This window comes from Variovorax sp. J22G73 (genome assembly GCF_030317035.1).
GTDB lineage: Bacteria > Pseudomonadota > Gammaproteobacteria > Burkholderiales > Burkholderiaceae_C > Variovorax.
In genome coordinates this window covers 738,891-764,403 of record NZ_JASZYK010000001.1, presented here as the reverse complement: position 1 = coordinate 764,403, position 25,513 = coordinate 738,891, and the positions used below count along the sequence as shown (strand labels likewise).

Genomic DNA, 25,513 nt, shown 5'->3' with positions numbered 1-25,513 from the left:
GGCAAGCAAGGCCCGCTTGAGCGCCGCACAAGGCGCTCAGCGCACCCGCCTCAGTTCTTGCCGAGTTCGGTCAGCAGCCGCGTCACGAGGTAGATGCGCGGCACGATCGAGTCGACTTCGATGTACTCGTCGCGTGCGTGGTAGCCGAAGCCCGCGAGGCCGAAGCTCTCGACGACCGTGGCCTTGCCCGAGCGGCCCGCGAAGCCCGCGTCGGTGCCGCCGCCGGTCATGGGCGTCAGCGCCAGTTCGCGGTCGAGTTCCTTGTAGATGGCCTGCGCCCGCTCCGCCAGCGCGCGGCCCTTCTCGCCGGCGACGAAGGCCGGGCGGCCCACCTCGAGCTTCACCGTGGTCTCGGTGTCGGGCACCAGCTTGCCGGCGGCCACCTTGGCCTGCAGCGCGGCCTCCAGCTTCTTCTCTGCGCCGGGTTGCGTGATGCGCACGTCGCCCAGCGCCTGGGCCTTCTCGGTGATCTGGTTGAGCGGACCGACGGCGCGCGCCACGGTCCAGTTCAACGCCACGCCGGGGATGTCCTTGGCGAGATCCTTGGTCTGCAGCATCTGGTACGACAGCTCGTACAGCGCGTTGCGGCCCAGCTCGGGTGCGGCGCCGGCGTGCGATGCACGGCCCTTCACGTCCAGCGTGGCGGTGGCGATGCCGGCCGCGCCCAGCAGCAGCGATTCGCCCTTGGCCACCGACTTGGCCGCCGTGGGCTCGAACGACAGCACTGTGTCGTGCTGGTCGGCCAGCGTGGCGATCAGTTCGCCCGAGCCGACCGAGCCCACTTCCTCGTCGGGGTTCATCACCACGGTGAGCGTGTCGTAGTCGCGCCAGCCGGCGTCGGCCAGGATCTTCAGCGACGCCATGATCACCGCGAGGCCGCCCTTGTCGTCGGCGATGCCGGGGCCGTAGATGCGGTTGCCGTCGACCTTGTACGGCTGGCCGCTCAGGATGCCCGCGGGGTACACGGTGTCCATGTGGCCCTGCAGCATGATCTTGCGCTTGCCCGTGCCCTTGAGCGTGGCAATGACGATGTCCGCGCCCGCGCCGGCCGTGGCCTTGCGACGCTCGGTCTTGAAGCCCGCGGCCTTCAGCCGGCCTTCGACCAGGTCGGCCATCTTCAGCAGGCCGTCGACGTTCAGGCTGCCCGACTCGATCAGCACCATTTCCTTCAGGTTGTCGATCACCGCGGGCTGCGCGCGCTCGGCGGCGGCAAGCAGCCTGGCGTCGGGCGCGGCCTGCACGGTGGCGACGGCGCCGAGCGCGAGGCCGCAGGCCAGGGCGATGGAACGCAGGGAGAAGATGGAAGCGCGCTGGGTCATGGTGGTTCTCGACTCGAAGTGAATGGCGGCGACGAGCATAGCCATGCGAGCAGAAATTCCCAGCAAATCGGCGACAGCGGCAGCGGGAGCGGTGCCGGCGAAAAAGCGACTAGCGCTTGCCGCGCGCCGCGCGCTTCTTCGCGGGCACAGGCGCAGGAGCGGGAGCGGCCGCAGGCGCCTTCGCCGCCGCCCTGGTCTTGCGCGCCGGCCTTGCTGCGGCCGCTGTCTCCACCACCGGCGCGAACACCGGCGCCTCGCGCGCCGACGTCATGTGCTCGCTCTCGCCGATGGTCATGCCGATGATGCGCGCCAGCTGCCGGCTCACGCTCACGTACGCATGGCCCAGCCGGCTGTCGAAGTACAGCGAGTCGCCGCGCCCCAGGCGCACGACCTCGCCGTTGTCGAAGTGCACGTCGATCTCGCCCGACAGCACATAGGCGAACTCCTCGCCCGCGTGGCGCACGAAGTCTTCCGGCCCGTGCACCTGGCGCGCGTGCACGGTGCCGACGATGGGGCTCATCTGCTTGCCCGCGGCCGTGGTGCCCAGGAACTCGTAGGCAATGGCCAGCCCTCGGTACACCACGCCCTTGCCCGCGCGCGTGACCACCGGCCCGTCGAGCTGCGCGGGCTTCACGCCGGCGCCCGCGAACATCGCGTTCATGTCCATGTCCAGCGCGCGGCCCAGCGCGGTGAAGTTCTCGTAGCCCAGCGCGAGCTGGCCTCGCTCGGCGCGCGAGATGGTGGTGATCGACACGCCCGAGCGCTCGGCCAGCTCGGCCAGCGTCCAGCCGAAGCGCTTGCGCGCGGTGCGCAGGCGGTGACCGAAAGTGGTGCGGTCCAGGGTGGGCGGCTGTTCCCTGGCCCTGGCTGCCGGCTTGGTCCCTGTGTGTGGATTCACGCGCGTCTTTCTCTTGTGGTGCAGCCGGATTCTGCCAGCCCGGGGGCGCGCCATCCATGCCAACCCGCGTGACGCGGGCCCGGAAGTTGCGTATACGCAAATTGCGGGAACGCAAATTTCACCGTTGCGGTGCACCATGGTTTCCCCTTGGTGGCCTTCATTTAATTTGCGTATCCGCAAAATTGTTCCTACACTTTTCGCCGATGACTTCTTCCACACCCACTCCCACCGCCACCGACTTCCTCGTGATCGGCGGCGGCATTGCCGGGGCTTCGGCGGCGCACTGGCTGGCACCGCATGCGCGCGTGATCCTGCTCGAGCGCGAATCGCAACCCGGCTACCACTCCACCGGCCGCTCGGCCGCGCTCTTCATGGAAAGCTACGGCACGGCGCAGGTGCGCGCCCTCACCATGGCCAGCCGCGCCTTCCTCGAGCACCCGCCCGAGGGCTTCGCCGAACACCCGCTGCTCACGCCGCGCGGCGCCATGATGGTCGCGGGCGCCGAGCACATGGCCGAGCTCGAAGCGCACTGGGAGGTGCTGCGCGCCATGGACACCGGCGCCTCGCGCCTGAGCGGCGAGCAGGCCCGCGAGCTGGTGCCGGTGCTGCGCCCCGACCAGGTGCTGGGCGCGGTGTACGAGCCCGACGCGGCCGACATGGACGTGCACGCCATCCACCAGGGCTACCTGCGCGGCATGCGTCGCGCCGGCGGCCAGCTGGTGTGCGACGCCGAGGTGACCGCCATCGAGCGCGTGGGCGGGCGCTGGCGCGTGACGGCCGGCGGCCGCGTGTACGAGGCGCCCGTGGTGCTCAACGCGGCCGGCGCGTGGGTCGACACGGTGGCGCAGCTGGCGGGCGTGCCGCCGCTGGGCATCGAGCCGCGCCGGCGCTCGGCCTTCATCTTCGCGCCGCCCGAAGGCGCCAGCGGCGCCAACGCCGCGCAATGGCCCATGGTGTTCGGCGCCGACGAGGGCTGGTACATCAAGCCCGACGCCGGCATGCTGCTCGGCTCGCCGGCCAACGCCGACCCGGTGGAGCCGCAGGACATCCAGCCCGAAGAGATGGACATCGCCATCGCCATGCACCGCATCGAGGAGGCGACCACGCTCACCATCCGCCGCCCCACGCGCACCTGGGCCGGCCTGCGCTCCTTCGTGCCCGACGGCGACCTGGTGGGCGGCTTCGAGCCCGAGGCGCCCGGCTTCTTCTGGGTGGCCGCGCAGGGCGGCTACGGCATCCAGACCTCGGCCGCCATGGGCGAGGCCTGCGCCGCGCTGGCACGTGGGCTGCCGCTGCCGGAGCGCATCGCGGGCTTCGGGCTCACGGCCGAGATGCTCGGCCCGCAGCGGCTGCGCGCGGCCAACCCGGGCTGACACCGGCTGACACCGGCTAATACCGGCCAAGTGCTTCGCTTCTTCCGAGACAAGAACCTCACCTCACGAGAAAAACCACCATGCGTGTCTTCAGTGCCTCCCTCGCCACCGAAACCAACACCTTCGGCCCGATGCCCACCGGCATCGCCTCCTTCAAGGACCGCGGCTACTTTCCCGCCGGCCAGCACCCCGATGCGCTCACGATCTACTCGGGCCCGCTGTGGGCCGCGCGCATCCGCGGCAAGGAAAAGGGCTGGACGCTGCTCGAAGGCATGGTCGCGGGCGCGCAGCCCAGCGGCATCACCACGCGCCACGCCTACGAGACGCTGCGCGACGAGATGCTCAACGACCTGCGCGCCGCGCTACCGGTCGACATGGTGCTGCTGGGCCTGCACGGCGCCATGGTGGCCGACGGCTACGACGACTGCGAAGGCGACATGCTGCAGCGCGTGCGGCAGATCGTCGGCCCCGACGTGGTCGTCGGCGCCGAGCTCGACCCGCACAACCACCTCACGGCCGCGATGGTCGACAACGCGAACGTGATGGTCTCGTTCAAGGAGTACCCGCACACCGACGTGCTCGAACGCGGGCTGGAACTGGTCGACATCTGCGCGGCCGCGGTCGAAGGCAAGGTCAGGCCGGTGGCCGCGATGGTCGACTGCGACATCATCGTCACCGTGCACACCTCGCGCGAACCGGCGCGCAGCTTCGTGCAGCGCATGCAGGCGCTGGAGGGGAAGGACGGCGTGCTGTCCGTGTCGCTCACGCACGGCTTCTCGTGGGGCGACGTGCCAGAGATGGGCACCAAGGTGCTGGTGTACACCGACGGCGACCAGGCCCAGGCCGATGCCCTCGCGCGCCAGCTGGCCGACGAGGTCGTCGCCATGCGCGATGGCCTCACGGTGAACTACCCGAGCATCGACGCCTCGCTCGACGAGGCGATGGCCTTCGACGGCGGCCCCGTGGTGCTGGCCGACGGCGCCGACAACCCCGGCGGCGGCGCGGCGAGCGATTCCACCTTCATCCTGCGCCGCATGCTGGAGCGCGGCATCACCAACGCGGCGCTGGGCCCGATGTGGGACCCGATCGCGGTGCGCATCGCGTTCGACGCGGGCGTGGGCGCGCGGCTGCAGATGCGCATCGGCGGCAAGATCAGCCCGCTCTCGGGCGACCCGCTGGACCTGGACTGCACCGTGAAGGCGCTGCAGCACGACCTGGTGATGACGGGCCTGTCGAACACGCCCACCGCCATGGGCGACTGCGCGCTGGTGGAGGTCGCGGGCATCGAGGTCGTGCTGATCACGCGGCGCAACCAGGCCATGGGCACCGACCTGTTCACGCAGCTGGGCTGCGACCTGGCCGCGAAGAAGATCGTGGTCGTCAAGTCGTCGCAGCACTTCTACGCGTCGTACTCGAAGGTGGCGAAGCACGTGATCTACGCGGGCGCCCCGGGCGCCGTGACGCTCGACCTCACCACCCTGCCCTACCGCAAGGCGCGCCTGCCGAAGTGGCCGATCGGCGTTGCGGCCTGAAATCTTTTTTCTCTTCTTTTTCGCCCCACCCCACCGGAGAACCGACGATGAAACGACGAACGCTTGCCGCCCATGCCGCCATGGTTGCCCTGGCCCTTTCGGCAGCCGCTGCCGTGAGCCTGCCCGCGCTCGCCCAGACACCGCCCAAGACGCTGAAGGTGGTGGCGCATGCCGACCTGAAGATCCTCGACCCGACCTTCACCACGGCCTACATCTCGCGCAACTTCGGCCACATGGTGTACGACACCCTGTTCGCGCAGGACGCCACCGGCAAGCCGCAGCCGCAGATGGTCGAGAAGTACACGACCTCGAAAGACGGCAAGCAGTGGAGCTTCACGCTGCGCCCGGGGCTGAAGTTTTCCGACGGCGCCGCCGTGACCTCGGCCGACGCCGTGGCCTCGCTGCAGCGCTGGGCCGCGCGCGACAGCCTGGGCCGCGCCATGACGGCGGTGGGCGCCGAGTGGAAGGCCACCGACGCGCGCAGCTTCACGCTCACGCTCAACGAACCCTTCGGCATGGTGCTCGACGCGCTGGCCAAGCCCTCGGGCTTTCCGCCGGTGATATTGCCCGAGCGCATCGCCAAGCTGCCGGCCACCGCGCCACTGACCGAGGTGATCGGCTCCGGGCCCTTCATGTTCAAGCGCGACGAATGGGTGCCGGGCAACAAGACGGTGTTCGTGCGCAACCCCAACTACGTGGCGCGCAGCGAGCCGCCCAGCGGCCTGGCCGGCAGCAAGAAGACCAGCTTCGACCGCGTCGAGTGGCTCTACCTGCCTGACGCCAACAGCGCCGTGTCGGCGCTCAAGCGCGGCGAGGTCGACATCATCGAGCAGCTGCCGCCCGACTACATCGCGCCGCTGCGCACCGACAGCAGCATCAAGATCGGCTCCGGCGGCGCGTACCAGGGCTTCCTGGTCATGAACCAGCTGCACCCGCCCTTCGACAACCCCAAGGTGCGCCAGGCGCTGCTGCAGGCCGTGAGCCAGGAGCGCTTCGTGGCGGCCATGGGCTTCCCGCTGGACATGCGCATGGCGTACTGCGCCACCTACTTCATCTGCGGCAGCCCGAACGACACGGCCGCCGGCGCCGAGCCCTACCGCAAAGCCGACGTGGCCAAGGCCAAGCAGATGCTCGCGGCCTCCGGCTACAAGGGCGAGAAGGTGGTGCTGATGGTGCCCAGCGACGTGCCCTACCTGAACGCCGAGGCGCTGATGGCCGCGCAGACCATGAAGAGCATCGGCATGAACGTCGACGCGCAGAGCATGGACTGGGCCTCCATCGGCGCGCGCCGCGCCAAGCGCGACGCGGCCGACGCGGGCGGCTGGAACATGTACGTCACCGTGGCCGGCGAGTTCGACGCCAACTCCCCCATTGCCAACGCCTACCTGGGCGCGGCCTGCGGCAACACCCTGCCCGGCTGGCCCTGCGACAAGCCGCTGGACGAGCTGCGCACCGCCTGGCTGAAAGAAACCGTGCCCGCCAAGCGCAAGGAGTTGCTCGACGCCTTCCAGGCCCGGGCCTACGAGGCGGTGCCGTACATCAATGCGGGCCAGTACTCGGCCGCGTTCGCCGCGCGCGCCAACCTCAAGGGGCTGGACAAGCTCTGGGCCGGCATGCCGACGGTGTGGATGCTCGACAAGTAGTCCGAGCGCCACCCCTGACGCCTACGCCAACACCAGCGCCCCCCGCCAGCACAACGCCAGCCAACCCAGTTCAAGGGCATCGCCATGGGCTACATCCTTCGACGCTTTCTCTCGACGCTCCCGGTCATGGCGGTGGTGGCCGTGGTGGTGTTCCTGCTGATCCACCTGTCGCCGGGCGACCCGGCCGCGCTCATCGCCGGCGACCTGGCCACCACCGAAGACATCGAGAAGCTGCGCGCCGCGCTCGGGCTGAACCTGCCGCTGTGGCAGCAGTTCGGGCTGTGGCTGGGCAAGCTCTTCACGGGCGACCTGGGCACCTCGATCTTCACGCAGATGCCGGTCACGCAGCTACTCGGGCAGCGGCTGGAGCCGACCGTATCGATCGCCGCGCTCACCATGCTCATCACGCTGGTGGTGGCGGTGCCGCTGGGCACGCTGGCCGCCTATCGCGCGGGCAGCTGGGTCGACCGGCTGGTGATGCTGTTCGCGGTGCTGGCCTTCTCGGTGCCGGTGTTCCTGGTGGGCTACCTGCTGGTCTACAGCTTCGCGGTGCAGCTGCCGTGGTTTCCGGTGCAGGGCTACGCGCGCTTCGCCGACGGCGCGCTGCAGTGGCTGCATTCGCTGGTGCTGCCCTGCGTGAACCTGGCGCTGGTGTACATCGCGCTGGTGACGCGCATGACGCGCGCCACCGTGCTCGAGGTGCTGCACGAGGACTACATCCGCACCGCGCGCGCCAAGGGCCTGGGCGTGTTGCCGGTGCTGGGCCATGCGCTGCGCAACGCGGCCATTCCCATCGCCACCACCATCGGCGCGGGCATCGCGCTGCTCATCGGCGGCGTGGTCGTCACCGAGACGGTGTTCGCCATTCCGGGCGTGGGCCGGCTGGTGATCGATTCGGTGCAGCGCCACGACTACCCGGTGATCCAGAGCGTGCTGCTGCTGTCGGCGGGCGTGTACGTGCTGATCAACCTGCTGATCGACCTGAGCTACCGGCTGTTCGATCCGCGCATCCAGTACTGAAGAAGCCCACGTCATGTCCACGGTACTTCCCTTGAACACCTCCCCTGTTTCCTCCGTCGCCGAGACCCCGGCCGACGAAGCCCCCTTCGTGCCGCCGCGCTGGCGCTGGGTGCGCAAGCACCCGACGCTGATCGTCGGGGCGCTGCTGCTCATCGCGGTGGCCGCGCTGTCCATCGCCGCGCCGTGGATCGCCACGCACGACCCGCAGGACATCGACCCGCTCGCGCGCATGCAGCCGGCGTCGGCCGAGCACTGGTTCGGCACCGACGCGCTGGGCCGCGACGTGTTCAGCCGCGCCGTGTGGGGCGGCCAGGTGTCGATGATCGTGGGCGCCGCGGTGGCGGTGCTGGCCACTTTCTTCGGCGTGGTGCTGGGGTTGGTGTCGGGCTTCGTGCGCTGGGCCGACGGACCCATCATGCGGGTGATGGACGGCCTCATGGCCATTCCCGGCATCCTGCTGGCCATTGCGCTGATGGCGGTCACGCGCGCCAGCCTCACGACGGTGATCGTGGCCATCACCGTGCCCGAGATCCCGCGCGTGGTGCGGCTGGTGCGCTCGCTGGCGCTCACCCTGCGCGAGCAGCTCTACGTGGAGGCCGCGCACGCGGTGGGCACGCGGCTGCCGGTCATCCTGGTGCGCCACGTGCTGCCGAACATCGTGGCGCCGCTGGTGGTGCAGGCCACCTTCGTGGCGGCGGCCGCGGTACTGACCGAGGCGGCGCTGTCGTTCCTGGGCGTGGGCGTGCCGTCGCAAACGCCGAGCTGGGGAAACATGATGGCCGAGGGCCGCAACTTCGTGACCGTGGCGTTCCACATCATCCTGTACCCCGGGCTGCTGCTGGCGGCCACGGTGCTGGCCATCAACCTGCTGGGCGACGGCCTGCGCGACGCGCTCGACCCGCGGCTGGCGCGGCAACTGTGACCGGTCGACTGAACGTGCGAACGAGCGAACCAGTGAACGAGCGAACGAGGCACAGCCCATGACCACCCCCATGTCCCACACCGCCCTCGCCCCCGGCGAGCCGCTGCTCGAAGTCGACAACCTGCGCACCCACTTCCACACGCTGGCCGGTGTCGTGCGCTCGGTCGACGGGGTGTCGTACACCGTGCGCGCGGGCCGCACGCTGGGCGTGGTCGGCGAGTCGGGTTGCGGCAAGAGCGTGACCGCGCTGTCGATATTGCGGCTGGTGCCCACCCCGCCCGGGCGCCACATGGGCGCCGTGCGGCTGCGCGGCACCGACCTGATGCAGCTCAGCGAGCGCGAGATGCGGCAGATTCGCGGCAACCGCATCTCCATGATCTTCCAGGAGCCGATGACCTCGCTGAACCCGGTGCTCACCGTGGGCCGGCAGATTGCCGAGACGGTGCAGCTGCACCAGAAGGCCAGCCGCGCCGACGCGATGAAGCGCGCGGTCGAGATGCTGCGCGTGGTGCAGATTCCCGAGCCCGAGCGCCGCGTGAACGAGTACCCGCACCAGCTCTCCGGCGGCATGCGCCAGCGCGTGATGATTGCGCTGGCCCTGGCCTGCAACCCCGAGGTGCTGATCGCCGACGAGCCGACCACCGCGCTGGACGTGACCATCCAGGCGCAGATCCTGGAGCTCATCAAGCGGCTGCAGAAGGAGCTGGGCATGGGCGTGGTGATGATCACGCACGACCTGGGCGTGGTGGCCGAGAGCTGCGACCGCGTGGTGGTGATGTACGCGGGCAAGAAGGTGGAAGAAGCCGACGTCATCGACCTCTTCGACCGCCCGCTGCACCCCTACACGCGCGCGCTGATGGCCTCCATGCCCGCGATGAACACCGCGAGCACGCGGCTCACCGAGATTCCCGGCCTGGTGCCGGCCGCGCATGAACTGGGCCGCGGCTGCGCCTTTGCCGCGCGCTGCAGCCATGCGCGCGAACGCTGCCGCGCCGAAACGCCGCGGCTCGCGCAGCAAGGCGGCGACCACGTGGTGGCCTGCTTCGCGGTGGAAGAACACTGGGCGGACGCGCCCGAAGTCACAGAGGTATCGGCATGACGACCACCGAGGCGCCGCTGCTGCGGGTGCGCAACCTGCGCAAGCACTACACATCACCCAAGCGCTGGCTGCAGCCGGCCAAGCCGGCGATACAGGCGGTCGACGGCGTGTCTTTCTCGGTGGCGCGCGGCGAAACGCTGTCGCTGGTGGGCGAGTCGGGCTGCGGCAAGACGACGACGGCCAAGTCGGTGATGCGGCTGGTGGAGCCGACCTCGGGCTCGGTGGAGCTGGAAGGCCAGGAGCTGCTGTCGCTGTCGCCCGAGGACATGCGCCAGCGCCGGCGCGACCTGCAGATCATCTTCCAGGACCCCTACGCTTCGCTGAACCCGCGGCTGACGGCCGGCGACATCGTGGCGGAGCCGATGCGAAATTTCGGCAACTTCGGCGGGAGCGCCGCGGCCGAGCGCCGCGAGCGCGTGCAGTGGTTGTTCTCACGCGTGGGCCTGCGGCCCGAGGCCGCGAAGAAGTACCCGCACGAGTTCTCTGGCGGCCAGCGCCAGCGGCTGGGCATCGCGCGCGCGCTGGCGTTGAACCCCAAGCTCATCGTGTGCGACGAGCCGGTGTCCGCGCTCGACGTGTCGGTGCAGGCGCAGGTGGTCAACCTGCTGATGGACCTGCAGGCCGAGTTCGGCATCGCCTACCTGTTCGTGGCGCACGACCTGGCGGTGGTGCGGCACATCAGCCATCGCGTGGCGGTGATGTATCTCGGCCATATCGTGGAGATTGCCGACCGCGACACCCTGTTCTCCAAGCCGCTGCACCCGTACACCGAGATCCTGCTGTCGGCCGTGCCCGTGCCCAACCCACGCACGCCCGCGCGCCGCTTGTTGCTGCAGGGCGACCCGCCCAGCCCCGCGAACCCACCCTCGGGATGCCGCTTTCACACACGCTGCCCGATGGCACAGGCGGTGTGCAAGGAGAAGGTGCCAGAGCTGAGCGAGCGTGCGTCTTCTTCCCAGGGCGGCCATTGGGTGGCTTGTCACTTTCGCTGATGACGAGCTGTTGCTTTGTGCGTTGCGCTCGCATTCGTTCAGGGCGAGATCACGCCGGCGGCCGGTTCACCCGCCCTGAACAACAGCGCCAGGAACACCCGCAGACACAACACCAGAAAGGATCGACATGACCGAACCCATCACCCACTACGACCTGCTCATCCGCGGCGGCACCGTCATCGACGGCACCAAGGCACCCCGCTTCGATGCGGACATCGGCATCACGGGCGGGCGAATCGCCGCCATCGGCAAGCTCGCGGGCCACACGGCCGAGCAGACGATCGACGCCACCGGCCGCATCGTCGCGCCCGGCTTCATCGACTCGCACACGCACGACGACCAGGCCGTGCTGTCGCAGGCGCAGATGCCGTTCAAGGTGTCGCAGGGCGTGACCACGGTGGTGGCCGGCAACTGCGGCATCAGCGCCGCGCCGCTGCGCATGGACATGGACCTGCCGATGCCGCTGAGCCTGCTCGACTCGCCGGTGGAAGGCCGCTTCACGACCTTTGCCGCCTACCTCGACGCACTGCGCGCCACGCCTTCTTCGGTGAACGTGGCCGCGATGGTCGGGCATTCGACGCTGCGCGCGGTGGTCATGGCCGACCTCGACCGGCCCGCCACCGACACCGAGATCGCCGCCATGCAGGCGCTGGTCGAAGAGGCGATGCAGGCCGGCGCCATCGGGCTGTCGACCGGCACCTTCTATCCGCCGGCGGTGAAGGCGACGACCGAGGAAATCATCGAGGTCGGCCGCCCGCTCAGTTCACGCAAGGCGCTGTACGTGACGCACATGCGCGACGAGAGCGACCGCGTGATGGAGTCGCTGGAAGAAACCTTCCACATCGGCCGCGCGCTCGACATTCCGGTGGTGGTGTCGCACCACAAGGTGCAGAACACGCAGAACTTCGGCAAGACCAAGGTCACGCTGCCCTTCATCAAGGAGGCCATGCAGCACCAGTGCATCGGGCTCGATTGCTACCCCTACACCGCCGGCTCCACCATGATCCGCACCGACCGCGGAATGATGGAAGGCCGCGTGCTTATCGCGTCGAGCGAGCCGCACCCCGAGTGCGCGGGCCGCGACCTGAAGGACATCGCGGCCGAATGGGGCGTGTCGGGCGAAGAAGCCGCGCAGCGGCTGCAGCCCGGCAGCGCGATCTATTTCATGATGGACGAGGAAGACGTGCAGCGCATCCTCGCGTTCGACGAGACCATGATCGGCTCCGACGGCATTCCGCTGGGCGACAAGCCGCATCCGCGGCTGTGGGGCACCTTTCCGCGCGTGCTGGGCCACTACAGCCGCGACGTCGGCCTGTTCCCTCTGGAGACGGCGGTGTGGAAGATGACGGGCCTCACCGCGCGCAACTTCGGCCTGCACGAACGCGGCACGCTGAAGCCGGGCCACCACGCGGACGTGGTGATCTTCAACGCCGCAACGGTGCGCGACACGGCCAACTACGAAACGCCGACGCAGCCGGCGGAAGGCATCGATGCGGTGATCGTGAACGGTGCGCTCACCTGGCGCCACGGCGTGCACAGCGGTGCGCGCAACGGGCAGGTGATCACGCGGCGGGACGCGAGCTGAGCGCAGTCAGTCCGGTGCGTTCATGACGCGGTCGAACTCCTCGTCGGCCGGCACGTTGTCGGCGTCGAGCTCGCTCGCGTCCGTCAGGTCGATGCCTGTTTCTTCCGACAGGTCGTCGGACGCTTCGCTCTCGGGTTCTTCGAAATCATCGGCGGGCGCGTTGTCCGTGGTGTCCGTGGTGTCGTCCTCGTCTTCCAACGATGCGGCGGAGCGCGCGGTGGCGTCGATGTTGTTCATGATCGGGTTCCTCGGCTGATGACTGACAGGCCCCCTATGGTGCGCCTGTTTGGGCCGCAGCGGCTCATCCGGGGCGCAGCGTCGGTGTCGGAAAGTTTCCCGCCGCGCGCCCGTGGGCCGAACCTGATGCTTTTGTCTCAGTGCGGCGTCGAGCGGCGCCTGTGCTGGATCAGTCCTTGTGCACGTGCCCGTGTTCGCCGTGGCCCGGGTCGTCGTGGCCGTGCTCGTGCCCATGCTCGCCGTGCGCCAGCCGGCTCACGGCCGTGACCAGCACGATGCCCGCGACCAGCCACAGGATCTGCGCGGCGGTCTGGCGTGCCGGCAGGCGCTTTTGCAGTTGCGGAATCAGGTCGGCCAGCGCCACGTACACGAAGCTGCTGCCGGCCAGCACCAGGAAGTAAGGCAGCCAGCTGTGCAGCTGGTCGACCAGCCACCAGCCCGCGATGCCGCCCAGCGCGGTCATGGTGCCCGCCAGCGACACCTTCACCAGCGCCGCGCGCTGGTTGGCCGAGCTCTGGCGCAGCACCACGAGGTCGCCGATGTGGTGGGGAATCTCGTGCGCCAGCACCGCCAGCGCGGCCACTAGGCCCAGGCGCCAGTCGGCGGTGAAGGCCGAGGCGATCAGGATGCCGTCGCCGAAGCAGTGCACGCTGTCGCCGGTGAGCACGGCCCAGCCGCCGGTGCGGGGTCCGTGGTCGTGGGAATGTCCGTGGTGCGCATGGCCATGGTCGTGGTCGTGGCCGTGATCGTGGCCTTCGTGTCCCGCCGCGGGCTTCTCGTCGCCATGGTGGTGCTCGTGCCCGTGGTGCCACAGCTCGGCCTTGTCGAGCAGGAAGAAGAACACCAGCCCGAACAGCAGCACGCCGAACAGCAGCGCCGGTTCGATGCGGCTTTCGAAGGCCTCGGGCAAGAGGTGCATGAAGGCGGTGGCGAGCAGCGCGCCGGCCGCCAGGCTCAGCAGGTGCTGCGGGTTCACGCCGCCCGAGCCGTTGCGTACGCCCACCTTCAAGAGAAAGGCCGCGAGCCAGACGCTGCCGATGCCGGAGACCAGGGTCGCCGCGATGATGACTATCAAATTCATAGCTGCTTGCGCAAGAGGGACGGCCGCTGGAACTGTTCCAGAAGCCGTGGTCCGTTCATAAAAAGAGAAAAGGCCGTCATTCGACGGCCTTCGGCGGGGGTGGCTACAGAGCGCCGGGTTCAGGCGACGCCATTGGCTTTGAACCAGGCCGTGGCGCGTTGCCAACCGTCTTCCGCAGCGCTCTTCAGGTAGCTGGGGCGGTAGTCGGCATGGAACGCGTGGCCTGCTTCGGGGTACACGACGAAGCTCGATGCCTTGGCCGCCGGAGTCCCATTGGCCAGAGCAGCTTTCATCTTATCAACCGTGTCAAGGGGGATCCCCTGGTCTTTTCCGCCGTACAGGCCGAGCACCGGCGCCTGCAGGCTGGCGGCCACGTCGACCGGGTGCCGGGGCTGCAATTCGCCGGGCTGGCCGACCAGCCGGCCGTACCAGGCCACGCCCGCCTTCACCTTGCCGGTGGCCGCGTACAGCCACGTGATGCGCCCGCCCCAGCAGAAGCCGGTGATGCCGGCCCGGGTGATGTCGCCGCCGTGGGCCTTGGCATAGGCCAGCGCGCCGTCGAGGTCGGCCAGCACCTGGGCGTCGGGCACCTTGGTGACGATGTCGGCCTGCAGCTTGGGAATGTCGGTGTAGCCGCGCGGGTCGCCCTGGCGCGCGTAGAGCTCGGGCGCGATGGCCAGGTAGCCGAGCCTGGCGAAGCGGCGGCAGGTGTCGGCGATGTATTCGTGCACGCCGAAAATCTCCTGCACCACCAGGATGACCGGCAGGCCGGTCTTGCCCGCGGGCGCCGCCGCGTAGGCGGGCACGTCGAAGCCGTTCACGCTGTACTTGACGGGGCCGGCCGTCAGGCCTTCGGAAGAGGTGGCGATGGCGGTCTGCGCCACCACGGGCATCACGGCCGCCGCGTAGCCCACGCCGATGGCGGCCTTCAGCGCGGTGCGGCGCGTGGCGCCCTGCGCGGTGCTGTCGCCGGGGCGAAGCGAGTCGAAATCGGAACGGCGGTCGTCGAGGGACATTGAAAAGGCTCCAGTGGGTGCATCGAAAAGGACACAAGGGGCGTGGCGCGAAAAACGCACGCCGCAATGTAGGCCAAATCGGCTGGAGGCCGCATGTCCCGAAATTCGGTGGGGTCGCAGGCGGGTATCGGCGGATTCAGCCGTAGGCCCGGCGCGCCAGCGCCGCCGCCAGCACCTGCGCCGGGTCGACCAGGTCCAGCCCCGCCACAGCGGGCAAGCCCTGCAGCCCCAGCGGCACCTCGGTGCAGCCCATGATGATGGTCACCGGCCCGTGGCGCTCGGCGAGCCGCAGCGCCACGTCGGAAAAGCATTGCGCGGCCAGCGGCATGTTGCCGGCCTTCACGCCCTCGAAGATGCCGCGCGTGATGATGCGGCGCTCGTCCACGGAGGGAATGTGGCAGCCCAGCCCGGCCTCGGCCAGCGCCTGTTCATAGAGGCGCACGCGGTAGGTGCCTTCGGTGGCCATCAATGCCACGTCGCGCGCGCCCTGCTCGGCCAGCTGCCGCGCGGTTTCGCGCGCCATGTGCAGCAGCTCGACCTGCGGAAAGCGCGCCTGCAGGCTGCCATGCCAGGCGTGCGCCGTGTTGCAGGCGATGGCCACGGCCCGGCTGCCCAGCGCGGCCAGCCGGCCCAGCGCCTGCAGCATGGGCTCCAGCGGCTGGTGCGCGCCCTGCTCGGTGGAGGCCAGCGCGTCGGTGCGGTCGGGCACCGGCACCTGCGCCAGCCAGTGCTCCGGAAAGGACTGGTCGCGCACCGGCTCGCCGCGCGCGCGCATCTGCTGCGCGCAGGCCTGCACGAAGAGCCGGACGAAGTCGGCGCCCGCCGCGGGGCCCATGCCCCCCAAGATGCCGACGGTGTGCGTCACTGCGATGTCCTTTGCGTCACTTCGGTATCAGGTCGCGGGCTTGTCGCTCAGCGCCTTGAGGTTTTCTTTCAGCTGCTCGCTCATGGGCAGGTTCAGCGGCACGCCCTTCGGCGGAATCGGCTGCATGAACCACTTGGTGTAGAGCTTCTCGAACTCGCCGCTCTTCATCATGGCGCTGAAGGTGTCGTCCACCAGCTTCTTGAAGGCCGGGTCGTCCTTGGGCAGCATGCAGGCGTAGGGCTCGACCTGCAGCGACTCGCCCACCACCTCGTAGTCGGCCGGCGCCTTCGAATTGGCGATCAGGCCGAACAGCAGGATGTCGTCCATGGCGAAGGCCACCGCGCGGTCGCTTTCCACCAGCAGGAAGGAGTCGGCGTGGTCCTTGCCGAGCACGATGTCCATGCCGAGGTTCTTCTCGGTGTTGTACTTGCGCATGACCAGCGCGTTGGTGGTGCCGGTGGTGCTGGCCACGGTCTTCTTGGCGAGGTCGGCGTAGTCCTTGATCTTCGAGGACTTCTTCACCAGCAGGCGCGTGCCCGTGTAGAAATGGTTGATGGCGAAGGCCACGTCCTTGCCGCGCGCGCTGTTGTTGGTGGTGGAACCGCACTCGAGGTCGACGGTGCCGTTGGTGATCAGCGGAATGCGGTTCTGCGAGGTGACGGGCATCAGCGCGACCTGCAGGTTGGGCTTGTTCAACTTCTTCTTCACCGCCTCGACCACGGCGTTGGAGAGTTCCACCGAGAACCCGATCGGCTTGTTGGGGCCGTCCAGGTAGCTGAAGGGGACCGACGATTCGCGGTAGGCCAGCGTGATCTTGCCGGTCTCGGCGATCTTGGCCAGCGTGTCGGCCGCTTGGGCCGCCGGAGCGGTGAAGAGCACCGCGGCAGCCAGGGATGCCATCAGGACGGAGAGTTTCATTCGAGCCTTCAGTCGGTTGCGTTGAACAGGAAGGCCAGTGTAAGAAGGAGTGACACAAACCGGCAATTCCAATAGAACGCCGACCCATACCCAAAAGTTATGGGCTGGCTTTCTTTTGGCATTTCCGCCGGGCGCGGCACAAACCTACAGTCACGGCTGTCCCCCGTCTTCTTGCCTCCCCCTCTTTCCTTCTCTTCCCTTCTGAAAGTTGCCCCATGCATGTGTGTGTGCTCGGTGCCGGCATCGTGGGCCTGGCCACCGCCTGGCAGCTCGAACGCCAGGGCCACCAGGTCACGGTGATCGACCGCGCCGCGCCCGGCGCGGGCGCCAGCGGCGGCAACGGCGCGCAGCTGAGCTACTCGTACGTGCAGCCGCTCGCCGACCCGTCGATCTGGAAGCAGCTGCCCAAGCTGCTGTTCTCGCCCACCTCGCCGCTCAAGCTGCGGCCGCAGCTCGATCCGCTGCAGTGGCGCTGGGGCATGGAATTTCTCGCGGCCTGCAACGCGCAGACCTCGCGCGACACCACGGCCCGGCTGCTGGCGCTGGCCGCCGAGAGCCGCGCCGGCTTCGAGGCGATGCAGGCCGACATCGCGCCCGACTGCGACTTTTCCGCCACCGGCAAGCTGGTGCTGTACGCCAGCGCGGCGTCGCTCGAAGGCGCGCGCGCGCAGCTGGAGCTGCAGCGCGCCATGGGCAGCGAGCAGCGGCTGGTGACACCCGACGAATGCATCGCCATCGAACCCGCGCTGGCCAGCTACCGCGGCCAGATGGCGGGCGCGGTGTACACGCCGAGCGAGTGCGCGGCAGATTGCCTGAAGGTGTGCGGCGAGCTGCTGCGGGCGCTGCGCGCGCGCGGCGTGCGCTTCATGCTGGGCACCGACGTGCAAGGCTTTGCGCGCAGCGGGAACCGCATTGCGGCGGTGCGCACCAGCGACGGTGACGGCAACGGCAACGGCGACGGCGACGTAGAGGCCGACGCGTTCGTCATGGCGCTGGGCTCGGCGTCTCACACGCTCGGGCGCGCGCTGGGCGCTTACCTGCCGGTGTACCCGCTCAAGGGCTACAGCATCACGGTGGAGGTCGATCCTTCGCCGGGCGCCGCACCAACAGTGAACGTGACCGACAGCGCCCGCAAGGTGGTGTTCGCGCGCATCGGCTCGCGCCTGCGCGTGGCGGGCATGGCGGAACTGGTGGGGCACGACGCCAGCATTCCGGCGACGCGCATCGAGACGCTGGCCGCGGCCACGCGCGCGGTGTTTCCGCACGCATCGAAGCTGGAGCAGCTGCACCCCTGGACGGGCATGCGCCCGGCCACGCCCAAGGGGCTGCCGATCATCGGACGGCTGCGGAGCGCGCCGCCGAACATGCTGTTCAACACGGGCCACGGCGCGCTGGGGTTCACGCTGGCCTTCGGCTCGGCGCAGCGCGTCGCGCAGGCATTGGCGGCCTGAAGCACGCCCCACTTGCCCCCGGCTGCCCTGCCCGCCCTGCCCCGGCTCAGTCGCCCGACACCAGCTTCAGCCCGATCACGCCCGCCAGGATCAGCGCGATGCACAGCACGCGCAGCGGCGCCGCCGAGTCGCCCAGCACCACGATGCCGACGATGGCGCTGCCGGCCGCGCCGATGCCGGTCCACACCGCGTAGCCGGTTCCCATCGGCAGCGTGCGCATCGCCAGCGACAGCAGCACCACGCTCGACACGCCCGCCGCGAGCGTGAACAGCGAGGGAACCCAGCGCGTGAAACCGTCGGACGCCTTCATGGCGAAGGCGAACGCGATTTCCAGAAGGCCAGCCAAGCCGACCAGTGCCCATGCCATGCGCGACGGCTCCATGGGGTGCCGCGCGCTCAGGCCTTGGCGGCCGCGGGCGGCACGCGGAACGACACGCCCAGGCGGTTGAAGGCGTTCATCAGGCCGATGGCATAGGTGAGCTCGGACAGTTCCTTGTCGCTGAACTCGGCGGCGGCGGCCTCGTAGTCGGCATCGGGCACGCCGGTGTCGGCCACGCGCGTCACGCTCTCCGCCCAGGCCAGCGCCACGCGCTCGCGCGGGTCGAACACGGCGCCCGACTCGCGCCATGCCTGCACCAGCACGAGCTTGTCGACGGGCAGGCCCGCCTTGAGCAGGTCGCGCGAATGCATGTCGATGCAGTAGGCGCAGCCGTTGACCTGCGACACGCGCAGGTAGACGAGGTCGACCAGCGCCTTGGGCAGGCTGCCTTTCTGCAGGGCGGCGTAGACGCCTCCGAATGCCTTGTAGCCCTCGGGGGCGGCCTGGGTGTAGTCGATGCGGTTGCTCATGGCGAGTCCTTTGTATGCAGGTTGGAAAGGACGCTATCGTCCGATTTCTTGGCCCAGGCAAGAAGGGCCAAGATCGGCTTTAGCTACTGGGCCATGATCGGTGGCCCTCTCGCTCATGACTCGCTCATGGCTCGCTCACGAAGCGCTCACGCCGCGCTGTGGCTGCCGGGCTCCAGCAGGCGCAGGATGCGCTTGCCCAGCGTCTGCGCCGTCTGCATCGAATCGAGGTTCGTGAAGCCCAGCAGCAGCGCCGGGTCGCCTTCCTCGGGCGTCAATGCCCAGTCCCTCAGCGCCTCGGCGTAAAGGCCTTCTTGCCGCATGCGCGCGACCAGCCGCCGGTCGGAGCGCTCGTCCTTCAGCCGCAGGATCAGGTGCATGCCCCCGGGCTGCGCATCGATGCGCACATGGGGCGCCAGCACGCTCTCCAGCCCCGCGATGGCGGCGGCGCGGCGCTCGGCGTAGAGCGTGCGCGTGCGCTGGATGTGGCGCGCGAAGTGGCCCTCCTTGATGAAGGCGGTGACGATGGCCTGCGTCAGCGCGGGGCTCCCGCCGGCGAAGACCTGCATGACCTGCTCGAAGCGCTCGACCTGCGCTTCGGGCACGACCAGGTAGGCCAGCCGGATGCTGGGGAACAGCACCTTGCTGAAGGTGCCCGCGTAGAGCACGCGGCCCTCGCGGTCCAGGCTCTTCAGCGCGGGCAGCGGCCGGCTCACGTAGCGGTATTCGCCGTCGTAGTCGTCCTCGACGATCCAGGCGCCGGTGCGCGCGGCCCAGTCCAGCAGCGCGAGGCGCCGGGGCAGCGAAAGCGACACGCACAGCGGGCTCTGGTGCGCGGGCGTGACCACGGCGGCGCGCGCGCGGGGCGCCCGGCGGATGCCCTCGGCCACCACCATGCCGTCGCGGTCCACCGGCACCGGCACGGCCGCGACCTGCATGCCGGCCAGCAGCTCGCGCGTGGGCGGGTAGCCCGGGTCTTCGAGCCAGACGCGGTCGCCCGCCTTCAGCAGCGCCTGGCCCACCAGCTGCACCGTGTGGCGGTAGCCGGAGGTCACGAACACCTGCGACGGCGCGCAGTCGATGCCACGTGCCACCTGCAGGTAGGCGGCAATCTCGGCGCGCAACGGCGCCGACCCGAAGACGGCCGGATGCACCATGTCCGAAGGCTGCGTCGCGCGGATGCAGCGCGCGCCCAGCCGGGCCCAGATCTTTCGCGGGAACGCATCGAGCGCGGGCAGGCCCATCTGGAACGGCAGCACGGAGTCGGGGCGGTAGCTGGCCGCGGGCACGTCGTGGTCGGGCCGCGGCGCCCTGCTCTGCACCGGCCTGCGCGGCTGCAGGTCCGGCGACACGATGGTGCCCGCCTGTCCGCGAGCCTGGATGTAGCCCTCGGCGGCCAGCAGCGAATAGGCCGCGTCCACCGTGCCCCGTGCCAGCCCCAGCTCGCGGGTCAGCGCGCGCACCGACGGAATGCGGTCGCCGGGCTTCAGCAGGCCCTGGGCGATGGCGTTGCGAAAGCGGTCGTAGATCTGGCGGTAGTAGGGCTCGCCGGCCGCGGGGTCGAGCGGGGAAAGCGCTGGAAGCTGTGAAAGTTGCGAAAGCTGTGAAGGAGGCGCGATGGGCCCGGTCTTGCCCGTTTGCATCGGGCGGCCTAGATCGTTTCCTCGATCGCCTGCTGCATGCACCGCGTGATGCCGCGCACCGCCACCGAGTCGGGCTTGGCGGCGAAGCGCAGCGCGCGGATCGGCACCGGAATGTGCGGCTCCAGCGTGAGCACGTCGACCTTGTCGCGGTCGGCCGAGCGCGCGGTGCAGCCGTCGACCAGCGCCACGCCGATGCCGTGGTGCGCCATGGCCAGCGCGGCGTGGTAGGTCTGCACCGTCACCACCGCCTGCTGGAAGCCCACGCCCGCCTGCCGGCAGGCCTGGCTCAGGCTGGTGCCGACGGGGTCGCGGCTGTCCAGCCCGATCACCGGGCGCTTCACCAGGTCGTGCAGCGCCACCGAGCCGTTGCGCACCAGCGCGCGCGGCAGCATGCCCTTGGGCGCGATGCACACCATGCGGCTGTCGGCCAGCGTCTCCTGCGTGAGCGAAGGGTGCACCGCGGGGCTGAACGCGAAGCCCACGTCGGCCTCCTGCACCAGCAGCGCCGACATGATCTGCGGCGAGTGCAGCGACTCGACCGTGATCTTGTAGCCCGGGTGCTTCTCGCGAAAGGCCTTCAGCGCGCGCGGCAGGATGTCGTAGCTCAGCGCCAGCACGCTCAGGATGCGCAGCTCGCCGGTGTCGCCCGCGGTGCGCAGGTTGCCCGCCAGGCGCTGCACCTCGTCGAGCTGCGCGAACAGCCGCTCGATGTGCGGGTACAGCGTGAGCGCCTCGGTGGTCGGCGTGAGCCGGCCCTTGGCGCGCTGGAACAGCGGAAAACCCAGCTGCATTTCGGCGTGCTGCAGCGTGCGGCTCACCGCCGGCTGCGTGATGTTGATGAGCCGCGCCGCCGCGCTCACGCTGCCCGTGAGCATGATCGCGTTGAAGACCTCGATGTGGCGCAGGCGCATCGCGGGCGCCGGGTCAGCGGGCGGTCTTGCCGCGGGCGATGTCCATCACCATGCGGGTGCCCAGGTAGAGGCGCGGCTCGATGGAGTCGACCAGCACGTACTCGGCATCGGCCGAGTGCGCGCCGAAGCCCTGCAGCCCGAAGCGCTCGATGACGGGCGCCTTGGTCTTGAGCGCCGCGAAGGCCGCGTCGGTGCCGCCGCCGGCGGCCTTGTCGTCGGCACCCAGCGGGCGGCCGAGTTCTTCCTTGTAGATCTGCTGCGCATGCGCGGCCATGGCGCGCGAGGCGTCGGTGGCTTCCAGCGGCGGGCGGCGGCGCTCGAACTTGAGCTCGACCTTGGCCTCGGGAATCAGCTGCTTCTTCACGCGCTCGTTCACCTGCTGCTCGATGCGGTCGTAGTCGCTTACCTTGAGCACGCGCACGTCGGCGCCGGCGGTGGCGCTGGCCGGGATCACGTTGCGGTTGCTGCCCGACTTGGAGATGGTCCAGTTCATCTTCAGGCCCGTGGCCGGGTCCGACAGGTCGCGCATCTGCAGGATCTGGTGCGACAGCTCGTACAGCGCGTTCACGCCCAGCTCGGGCGCCGAGCCCGCGTGCGAGGCCTTGCCCGCCACATGCAGCGTGACGGAGGCGATGCCGGCGGTGGCCAGCGAGAGCTTGTCGTCCTTCACGTAGGCGCCTTCGAAGGACATGACGGCGTCGTGCTCGGCGCCCATGCGCGTGATGAGCGCGCGCGCGCCGGGCGAGCTGATTTCCTCGTCGCCGTTGATCAGCACGGTGAGCGTGCCGTACTCCTTGAACTTCATCTGCTGCAGCATCGACACGATGTGCGTGATGACGGCAATGCCCTGCTTGTCGTCGGCGATGCCCAGGCCGTAGGCCTTGTCGCCCTCGATGCGGAACGGCTGCTTGTTGAGCATGCCGATGGTGTAGACCGTGTCCATGTGCGCGATGAGCAGGATCTTCTTCTTGCCCGTGCCCTTGAAGGTGGCGCGCACCACGCGGCCCATCTTCTCGGGCGTGTCTTCCATGCGGTAGGCCTCGGCGCTCGGGTCGATCAACTCGACCTCGCCGCCCAGCGCCTTGAACTTGCCGGCGATGAGGTCGGAGATTTTCTCGAGCCCGTCGAGGTCGCGGCTGCCCGATTCGATGGAGACCAGCTCCTTGAGCGTGTCGAGCAGCGCGGGCTTTTCCTTGGCGGCGAGCGAGGCGATGCCGGCGTCGGGCGCGGCGAAGGCGGTGCCCGCCAGGGCGGCGCAGACAGCGGCAATGAGGAGTTGGCGATGCGGAAATTTCATGTGCGTGCGGGTTGTATGGGTTGTCTCGTCTTGGCGTGCGGTCAGTGCGCCTTGTCCCAGTTGGGACCCACGCCGATCTCGGCCAGCAGCGGCACCTTCAGCGCGGCAACGCCGGCCATGAGGCGGGGGATCTCGGTGCGCACCCATTCGACCTCGGCCTCGGGCACTTCGAACACCAGTTCGTCGTGCACCTGCATGATCATCCGGGTGCCGCGCTTTTCTTCGTCGAGCACGTTCTGTACCTTGACCATGCTCAGCTTGATCAGGTCGGCCGCGGTGCCCTGCATGGGCGCGTTGATGGCCGCGCGCTCGGCGCCGCCGCGGCGCGGGCCGTTGGGCGAGTTGATCTCCGGCAGGTACAGGCGACGGCCGAACACCGTTTCCACGTAGCCCTGCTCCTTGGCGAGCGCCTTGGTCTCGTCCATGTAGGCCTTCACGCCCGGGTAGCGCGCGAAGTAGCGCTCGATGTACGAGGCCGCGGCCTTGGTCTCGATGCCCAGGTTCTTCGCCAGGCCGAAGCTGCTCATGCCGTAGATCAGCCCGAAGTTGATCACCTTGGCGTAGCGGCGCTGCTCGCTCGAGACCTGGTCGGGCGTGGAGCCGAACACCTCGGCGGCGGTGGCCCGGTGCACGTCGATGCCTTCGGTGAACGCGCGCAGCAGCGACTCGTCGCCGCTGATGTGGGCCATGATGCGCAGCTCGATTTGCGAGTAGTCGGCACTGGCGATCACGCGGCCCGCCGGCGCCACGAAGGCCTCGCGCACGCGGCGGCCTTCGGGCGTGCGGATCGGAATGTTCTGCAGGTTCGGGTCGTTGCTGCTCAGCCGGCCGGTCACGGCCACGGCCTGCGCGTAGTGCGTGTGCACGCGCCCGCTGCGCGGGTTGGCGAGCTGCCCCAGCTTGTCGGTGTAGGTGCCCTTGAGCTTCGACAGGCCGCGGTGCTCCAGGATCTTGGCCGGCAGCGGATAGTCTTCGGCCAGTTTCTCGAGCACTTCCTCGTCGGTGCTGGGCGCGCCGCTCGGCGTCTTCTTGACCACGGGCAGGCCCAGCTTGGTGAAGAAGATCTCGGCGATCTGCTTGGGCGAACCGAGGTTGAAGGGCTGGCCGGCGATGTCGTAGGCCTCCTGCTCCAGCGCCATGATGCGCGTGCCGAGCTCGTGGCTCTGCGCGGCCAGCGTGGGCGCGTCGATCAGCACGCCGTTGCGCTCGATGCGGTAGAGCGCCTCGCTCGAATCCATTTCGAGCTGGTAGACGAACAGCAGCTTTTCGTCCTTCTGCAGCTGGGGCCACAGGGTGTCGTGCACGTCGAGCGTCTGGTCGCTGTCCTCGCACGAGTATTCGGCCGCCTTGGCGATGTCGACCTGGCTGAACGGGATCTGGTGCGCGCCCTTGCCGCACAGGTCTTCGTACGAGATGCCGCTGCGGCCCAGGTGGCGCTCGGCCAGGCTGGAGAGGCCGTGCGGCTTGTGCACTTCGAGCACATAGCTCTGCAGCATGGTGTCGTGCGCGTAGCCCTGCACCTCGATGCCGTGGTTGGCGAACACGTGGCGGTCGTACTTGATGTGCTGGCCGAGCTTTTTCTTCTCGCCGTTTTCCAGCCAGGGCTTGAGCCTGGCGAGCACCTCGTCGATGGGCAGCTGCTCGGGCGCGTCGGGGTAGTTGTGCGCCAGCGGAATGTAGGCCGCTTCGCCGGGCACCACGCTGAAGCTCACGCCGACGATCTGCGCGACCATCTCGTCGAGCGAGGTGGTCTCGGTGTCCACCGCTGCGAGCTCGGCCGCCTCGAGCCGGGCGAGCCAGGCGTCGAACTGTTCCCAGGTGGTGATGGTGTCGTACTTCAGGTTGCTGGCGGGCGCGGCGGCTTCGAGCGCGTCGATTTCAGAGGGCTCGTCGAACAGGCCACCCTGGTCGCTGTCGGCCTTGGCGGCCGATTTCTTCTTCAGGTTTTCCTCGATGAGCTCGGGCGGCACTTCCTGCGCCTCGAGCCCCTTCACCAGGCTCTTGAAGCCGTACTTCTCGTAGAAGGGCTTCAGCTCGACGGTCTGCGGCGCGCCCACCGGCAGGCCTTCGAGCGACGGCAGGCCGGCAACGTGGCCCTCAAGATCGCAGTCGGTGCGAATGGTGACCAGGCGCCTGCTGAGCGGGAGCTTGTCGAGCGCGTTGCGCAGGTTTTCGCCGGCGGCGCCCTTCACCTCGGCGGCACGCGCGACCAGCGCGTCGAGCGAGCCGTATTCGAGCAGCCACTTGGCCGCCGTCTTGGGGCCCACCTTGGGCACGCCGGGCACGTTGTCGACCGTGTCGCCCACCAGCGTCTGGTAGTCGATCATGAGCGCGGGCGGCACGCCGAACTCGGAGGTAACGCCGGCCACGTCGCGCCGCTTGCCGTTCATGGTGTCGATGATGGTGATGTGCTCGTCCACCAGCTGGCTCAGGTCCTTGTCGCCGCTGGAGACGATCACTTCCACGCCCTGCGCGGCGGCGATCTTGGCGAGCGTGCCGATGACGTCGTCGGCCTCCACGTCGGGCACGCTGAGCACCGGCCAGCCGAGCAGCCTGACCACGTCGTGGATGGGGTCGATCTGGCTGCGCAGGTCGTCGGGCATGGGCGAGCGGTTGGCCTTGTACTCGGGGTACCAGTCGTCGCGAAAGGTCTTGCCGGGGGCGTCGAAGATGCAGGCCGCGTAGTCGGCGCGCACCTCGCGGCGCAGCGCGGTCATCATGTTGATCATTCCCCGGATCGCGCCGGTCGCCGGGCTCTTGGGGTCGCCGGGCACGGCGCGCAGGTCGGGCATGGCGTGGAAGGCGCGGTAGAGATAGCTCGAGCCATCGACGAGCAGCAGCGTTTTCTTGTCGGTCATCGGGGCA

Annotated in this window: 22 protein-coding genes; 9 read left to right on the top strand and 13 right to left on the bottom strand. The window is 69.2% G+C overall.

Features of this window, described 5'->3' with window-relative positions:
• Positions 1–50 precede the first annotated feature (50 nt).
• Together QTI51_RS03445 and QTI51_RS03440 are read right to left on the bottom strand one after the other, a co-directional pair.
• Positions 51–1,319, bottom strand: a complete 1,269-nt coding sequence (locus QTI51_RS03445) for a M20/M25/M40 family metallo-hydrolase (RefSeq protein WP_116908549.1) — start codon at positions 1,317–1,319, stop codon at positions 51–53.
• A 109-nt stretch (positions 1,320–1,428) separates the two neighbouring features.
• A complete protein-coding gene (locus QTI51_RS03440) occupies positions 1,429–2,217 on the bottom strand; it encodes a helix-turn-helix domain-containing protein (protein ID WP_286512856.1) in 789 nt (262 codons plus the stop codon).
• 203 nt (positions 2,218–2,420) lie between these two features.
• Between QTI51_RS03440 and QTI51_RS03435 the strand changes: the two genes are divergently transcribed.
• The 8 genes from QTI51_RS03435 to QTI51_RS03400 all read left to right on the top strand — a co-directional run bounded on the left by QTI51_RS03435 (position 2,421) and on the right by QTI51_RS03400 (position 12,383).
• Entirely contained in the window at positions 2,421–3,590 is a 1,170-nt protein-coding gene (locus QTI51_RS03435; RefSeq protein ID WP_116908150.1) for an NAD(P)/FAD-dependent oxidoreductase, read from the top strand.
• An 80-nt stretch (positions 3,591–3,670) separates the two neighbouring features.
• Complete coding sequence (locus QTI51_RS03430; RefSeq protein ID WP_116908151.1) at positions 3,671–5,122, top strand: M81 family metallopeptidase; 1,452 nt, start codon at positions 3,671–3,673, stop codon at positions 5,120–5,122.
• A 47-nt stretch (positions 5,123–5,169) separates the two neighbouring features.
• Complete coding sequence (locus QTI51_RS03425) at positions 5,170–6,765, top strand: ABC transporter substrate-binding protein (RefSeq protein WP_116908152.1); 1,596 nt, start codon at positions 5,170–5,172, stop codon at positions 6,763–6,765.
• A gap of 84 nt (positions 6,766–6,849) precedes the next feature.
• Positions 6,850–7,785 carry an ABC transporter permease gene (locus QTI51_RS03420; protein ID WP_116908153.1) on the top strand — a complete coding sequence of 312 codons (936 nt, stop codon included), beginning with the start codon at positions 6,850–6,852 and terminating at the stop codon, positions 7,783–7,785.
• Positions 7,786–7,798: 13 nt separating this feature from the next.
• Positions 7,799–8,707 (top strand): ABC transporter permease, encoded by a 909-nt coding sequence (locus QTI51_RS03415; protein WP_116908154.1) that lies wholly within the window; start codon positions 7,799–7,801, stop codon positions 8,705–8,707.
• Between the two features lie 58 nt (positions 8,708–8,765).
• Positions 8,766–9,806: an ABC transporter ATP-binding protein gene (locus QTI51_RS03410; RefSeq protein WP_116908155.1), complete on the top strand. Its 1,041-nt coding sequence runs from the start codon at positions 8,766–8,768 to the stop codon at positions 9,804–9,806.
• Complete coding sequence (locus QTI51_RS03405; RefSeq protein ID WP_116908156.1) at positions 9,803–10,798, top strand: ABC transporter ATP-binding protein; 996 nt, start codon at positions 9,803–9,805, stop codon at positions 10,796–10,798. Before QTI51_RS03410 ends, QTI51_RS03405 begins: the two co-directional genes overlap by 4 nt.
• Before the next feature lie 127 nt (positions 10,799–10,925).
• Entirely contained in the window at positions 10,926–12,383 is a 1,458-nt protein-coding gene (locus tag QTI51_RS03400) for an N-acyl-D-amino-acid deacylase family protein (protein ID WP_286512864.1), read from the top strand.
• Between the two features lie 6 nt (positions 12,384–12,389).
• Here QTI51_RS03400 and QTI51_RS03395 read toward each other — a convergent pair whose 3' ends face one another.
• From QTI51_RS03395 to QTI51_RS03375, 5 genes are all read right to left on the bottom strand, one after another.
• Positions 12,390–12,620 carry a hypothetical protein gene (locus QTI51_RS03395; protein ID WP_116908158.1) on the bottom strand — a complete coding sequence of 77 codons (231 nt, stop codon included), beginning with the start codon at positions 12,618–12,620 and terminating at the stop codon, positions 12,390–12,392.
• 169 nt (positions 12,621–12,789) lie between these two features.
• On the bottom strand, positions 12,790–13,701 hold the full coding sequence (locus tag QTI51_RS03390) for a ZIP family metal transporter (protein ID WP_116908159.1): 912 nt from the start codon (positions 13,699–13,701) through the stop codon (positions 12,790–12,792).
• Positions 13,702–13,820: 119 nt separating this feature from the next.
• Positions 13,821–14,717, bottom strand: a complete 897-nt coding sequence (locus tag QTI51_RS03385) for a dienelactone hydrolase family protein (RefSeq protein ID WP_116908160.1) — start codon at positions 14,715–14,717, stop codon at positions 13,821–13,823.
• Positions 14,718–14,853: 136 nt separating this feature from the next.
• Positions 14,854–15,588 (bottom strand): aspartate/glutamate racemase family protein, encoded by a 735-nt coding sequence (locus tag QTI51_RS03380; RefSeq protein WP_116908161.1) that lies wholly within the window; start codon positions 15,586–15,588, stop codon positions 14,854–14,856.
• Between the two features lie 21 nt (positions 15,589–15,609).
• Entirely contained in the window at positions 15,610–16,500 is an 891-nt protein-coding gene (locus QTI51_RS03375) for a transporter substrate-binding domain-containing protein (protein WP_116908162.1), read from the bottom strand.
• A gap of 215 nt (positions 16,501–16,715) precedes the next feature.
• Here QTI51_RS03375 and QTI51_RS03370 point away from each other — a divergent pair, with 215 nt between their 5' ends.
• Complete coding sequence (locus QTI51_RS03370; protein ID WP_116908163.1) at positions 16,716–17,951, top strand: D-amino acid dehydrogenase; 1,236 nt, start codon at positions 16,716–16,718, stop codon at positions 17,949–17,951.
• Between the two features lie 46 nt (positions 17,952–17,997).
• Here QTI51_RS03370 and QTI51_RS03365 read toward each other — a convergent pair whose 3' ends face one another.
• From QTI51_RS03365 to polA, 6 genes are all read right to left on the bottom strand, one after another.
• Entirely contained in the window at positions 17,998–18,318 is a 321-nt protein-coding gene (locus tag QTI51_RS03365; RefSeq protein ID WP_116908550.1) for a DMT family transporter, read from the bottom strand.
• Positions 18,319–18,347: 29 nt separating this feature from the next.
• Complete coding sequence (locus QTI51_RS03360) at positions 18,348–18,800, bottom strand: carboxymuconolactone decarboxylase family protein (RefSeq protein ID WP_116908164.1); 453 nt, start codon at positions 18,798–18,800, stop codon at positions 18,348–18,350.
• Between the two features lie 146 nt (positions 18,801–18,946).
• A complete protein-coding gene (gene pdxR, locus QTI51_RS03355) occupies positions 18,947–20,440 on the bottom strand; it encodes a MocR-like pyridoxine biosynthesis transcription factor PdxR (protein WP_116908165.1) in 1,494 nt (497 codons plus the stop codon).
• Between the two features lie 8 nt (positions 20,441–20,448).
• Positions 20,449–21,351: a LysR family transcriptional regulator gene (locus QTI51_RS03350; RefSeq protein ID WP_116908166.1), complete on the bottom strand. Its 903-nt coding sequence runs from the start codon at positions 21,349–21,351 to the stop codon at positions 20,449–20,451.
• Between the two features lie 13 nt (positions 21,352–21,364).
• Entirely contained in the window at positions 21,365–22,648 is a 1,284-nt protein-coding gene (locus QTI51_RS03345; protein ID WP_116908167.1) for a M20/M25/M40 family metallo-hydrolase, read from the bottom strand.
• 41 nt (positions 22,649–22,689) lie between these two features.
• On the bottom strand, positions 22,690–25,506 hold the full coding sequence (gene polA, locus QTI51_RS03340) for a DNA polymerase I (RefSeq protein WP_116908168.1): 2,817 nt from the start codon (positions 25,504–25,506) through the stop codon (positions 22,690–22,692).
• Positions 25,507–25,513: the final 7 nt, after the last annotated feature.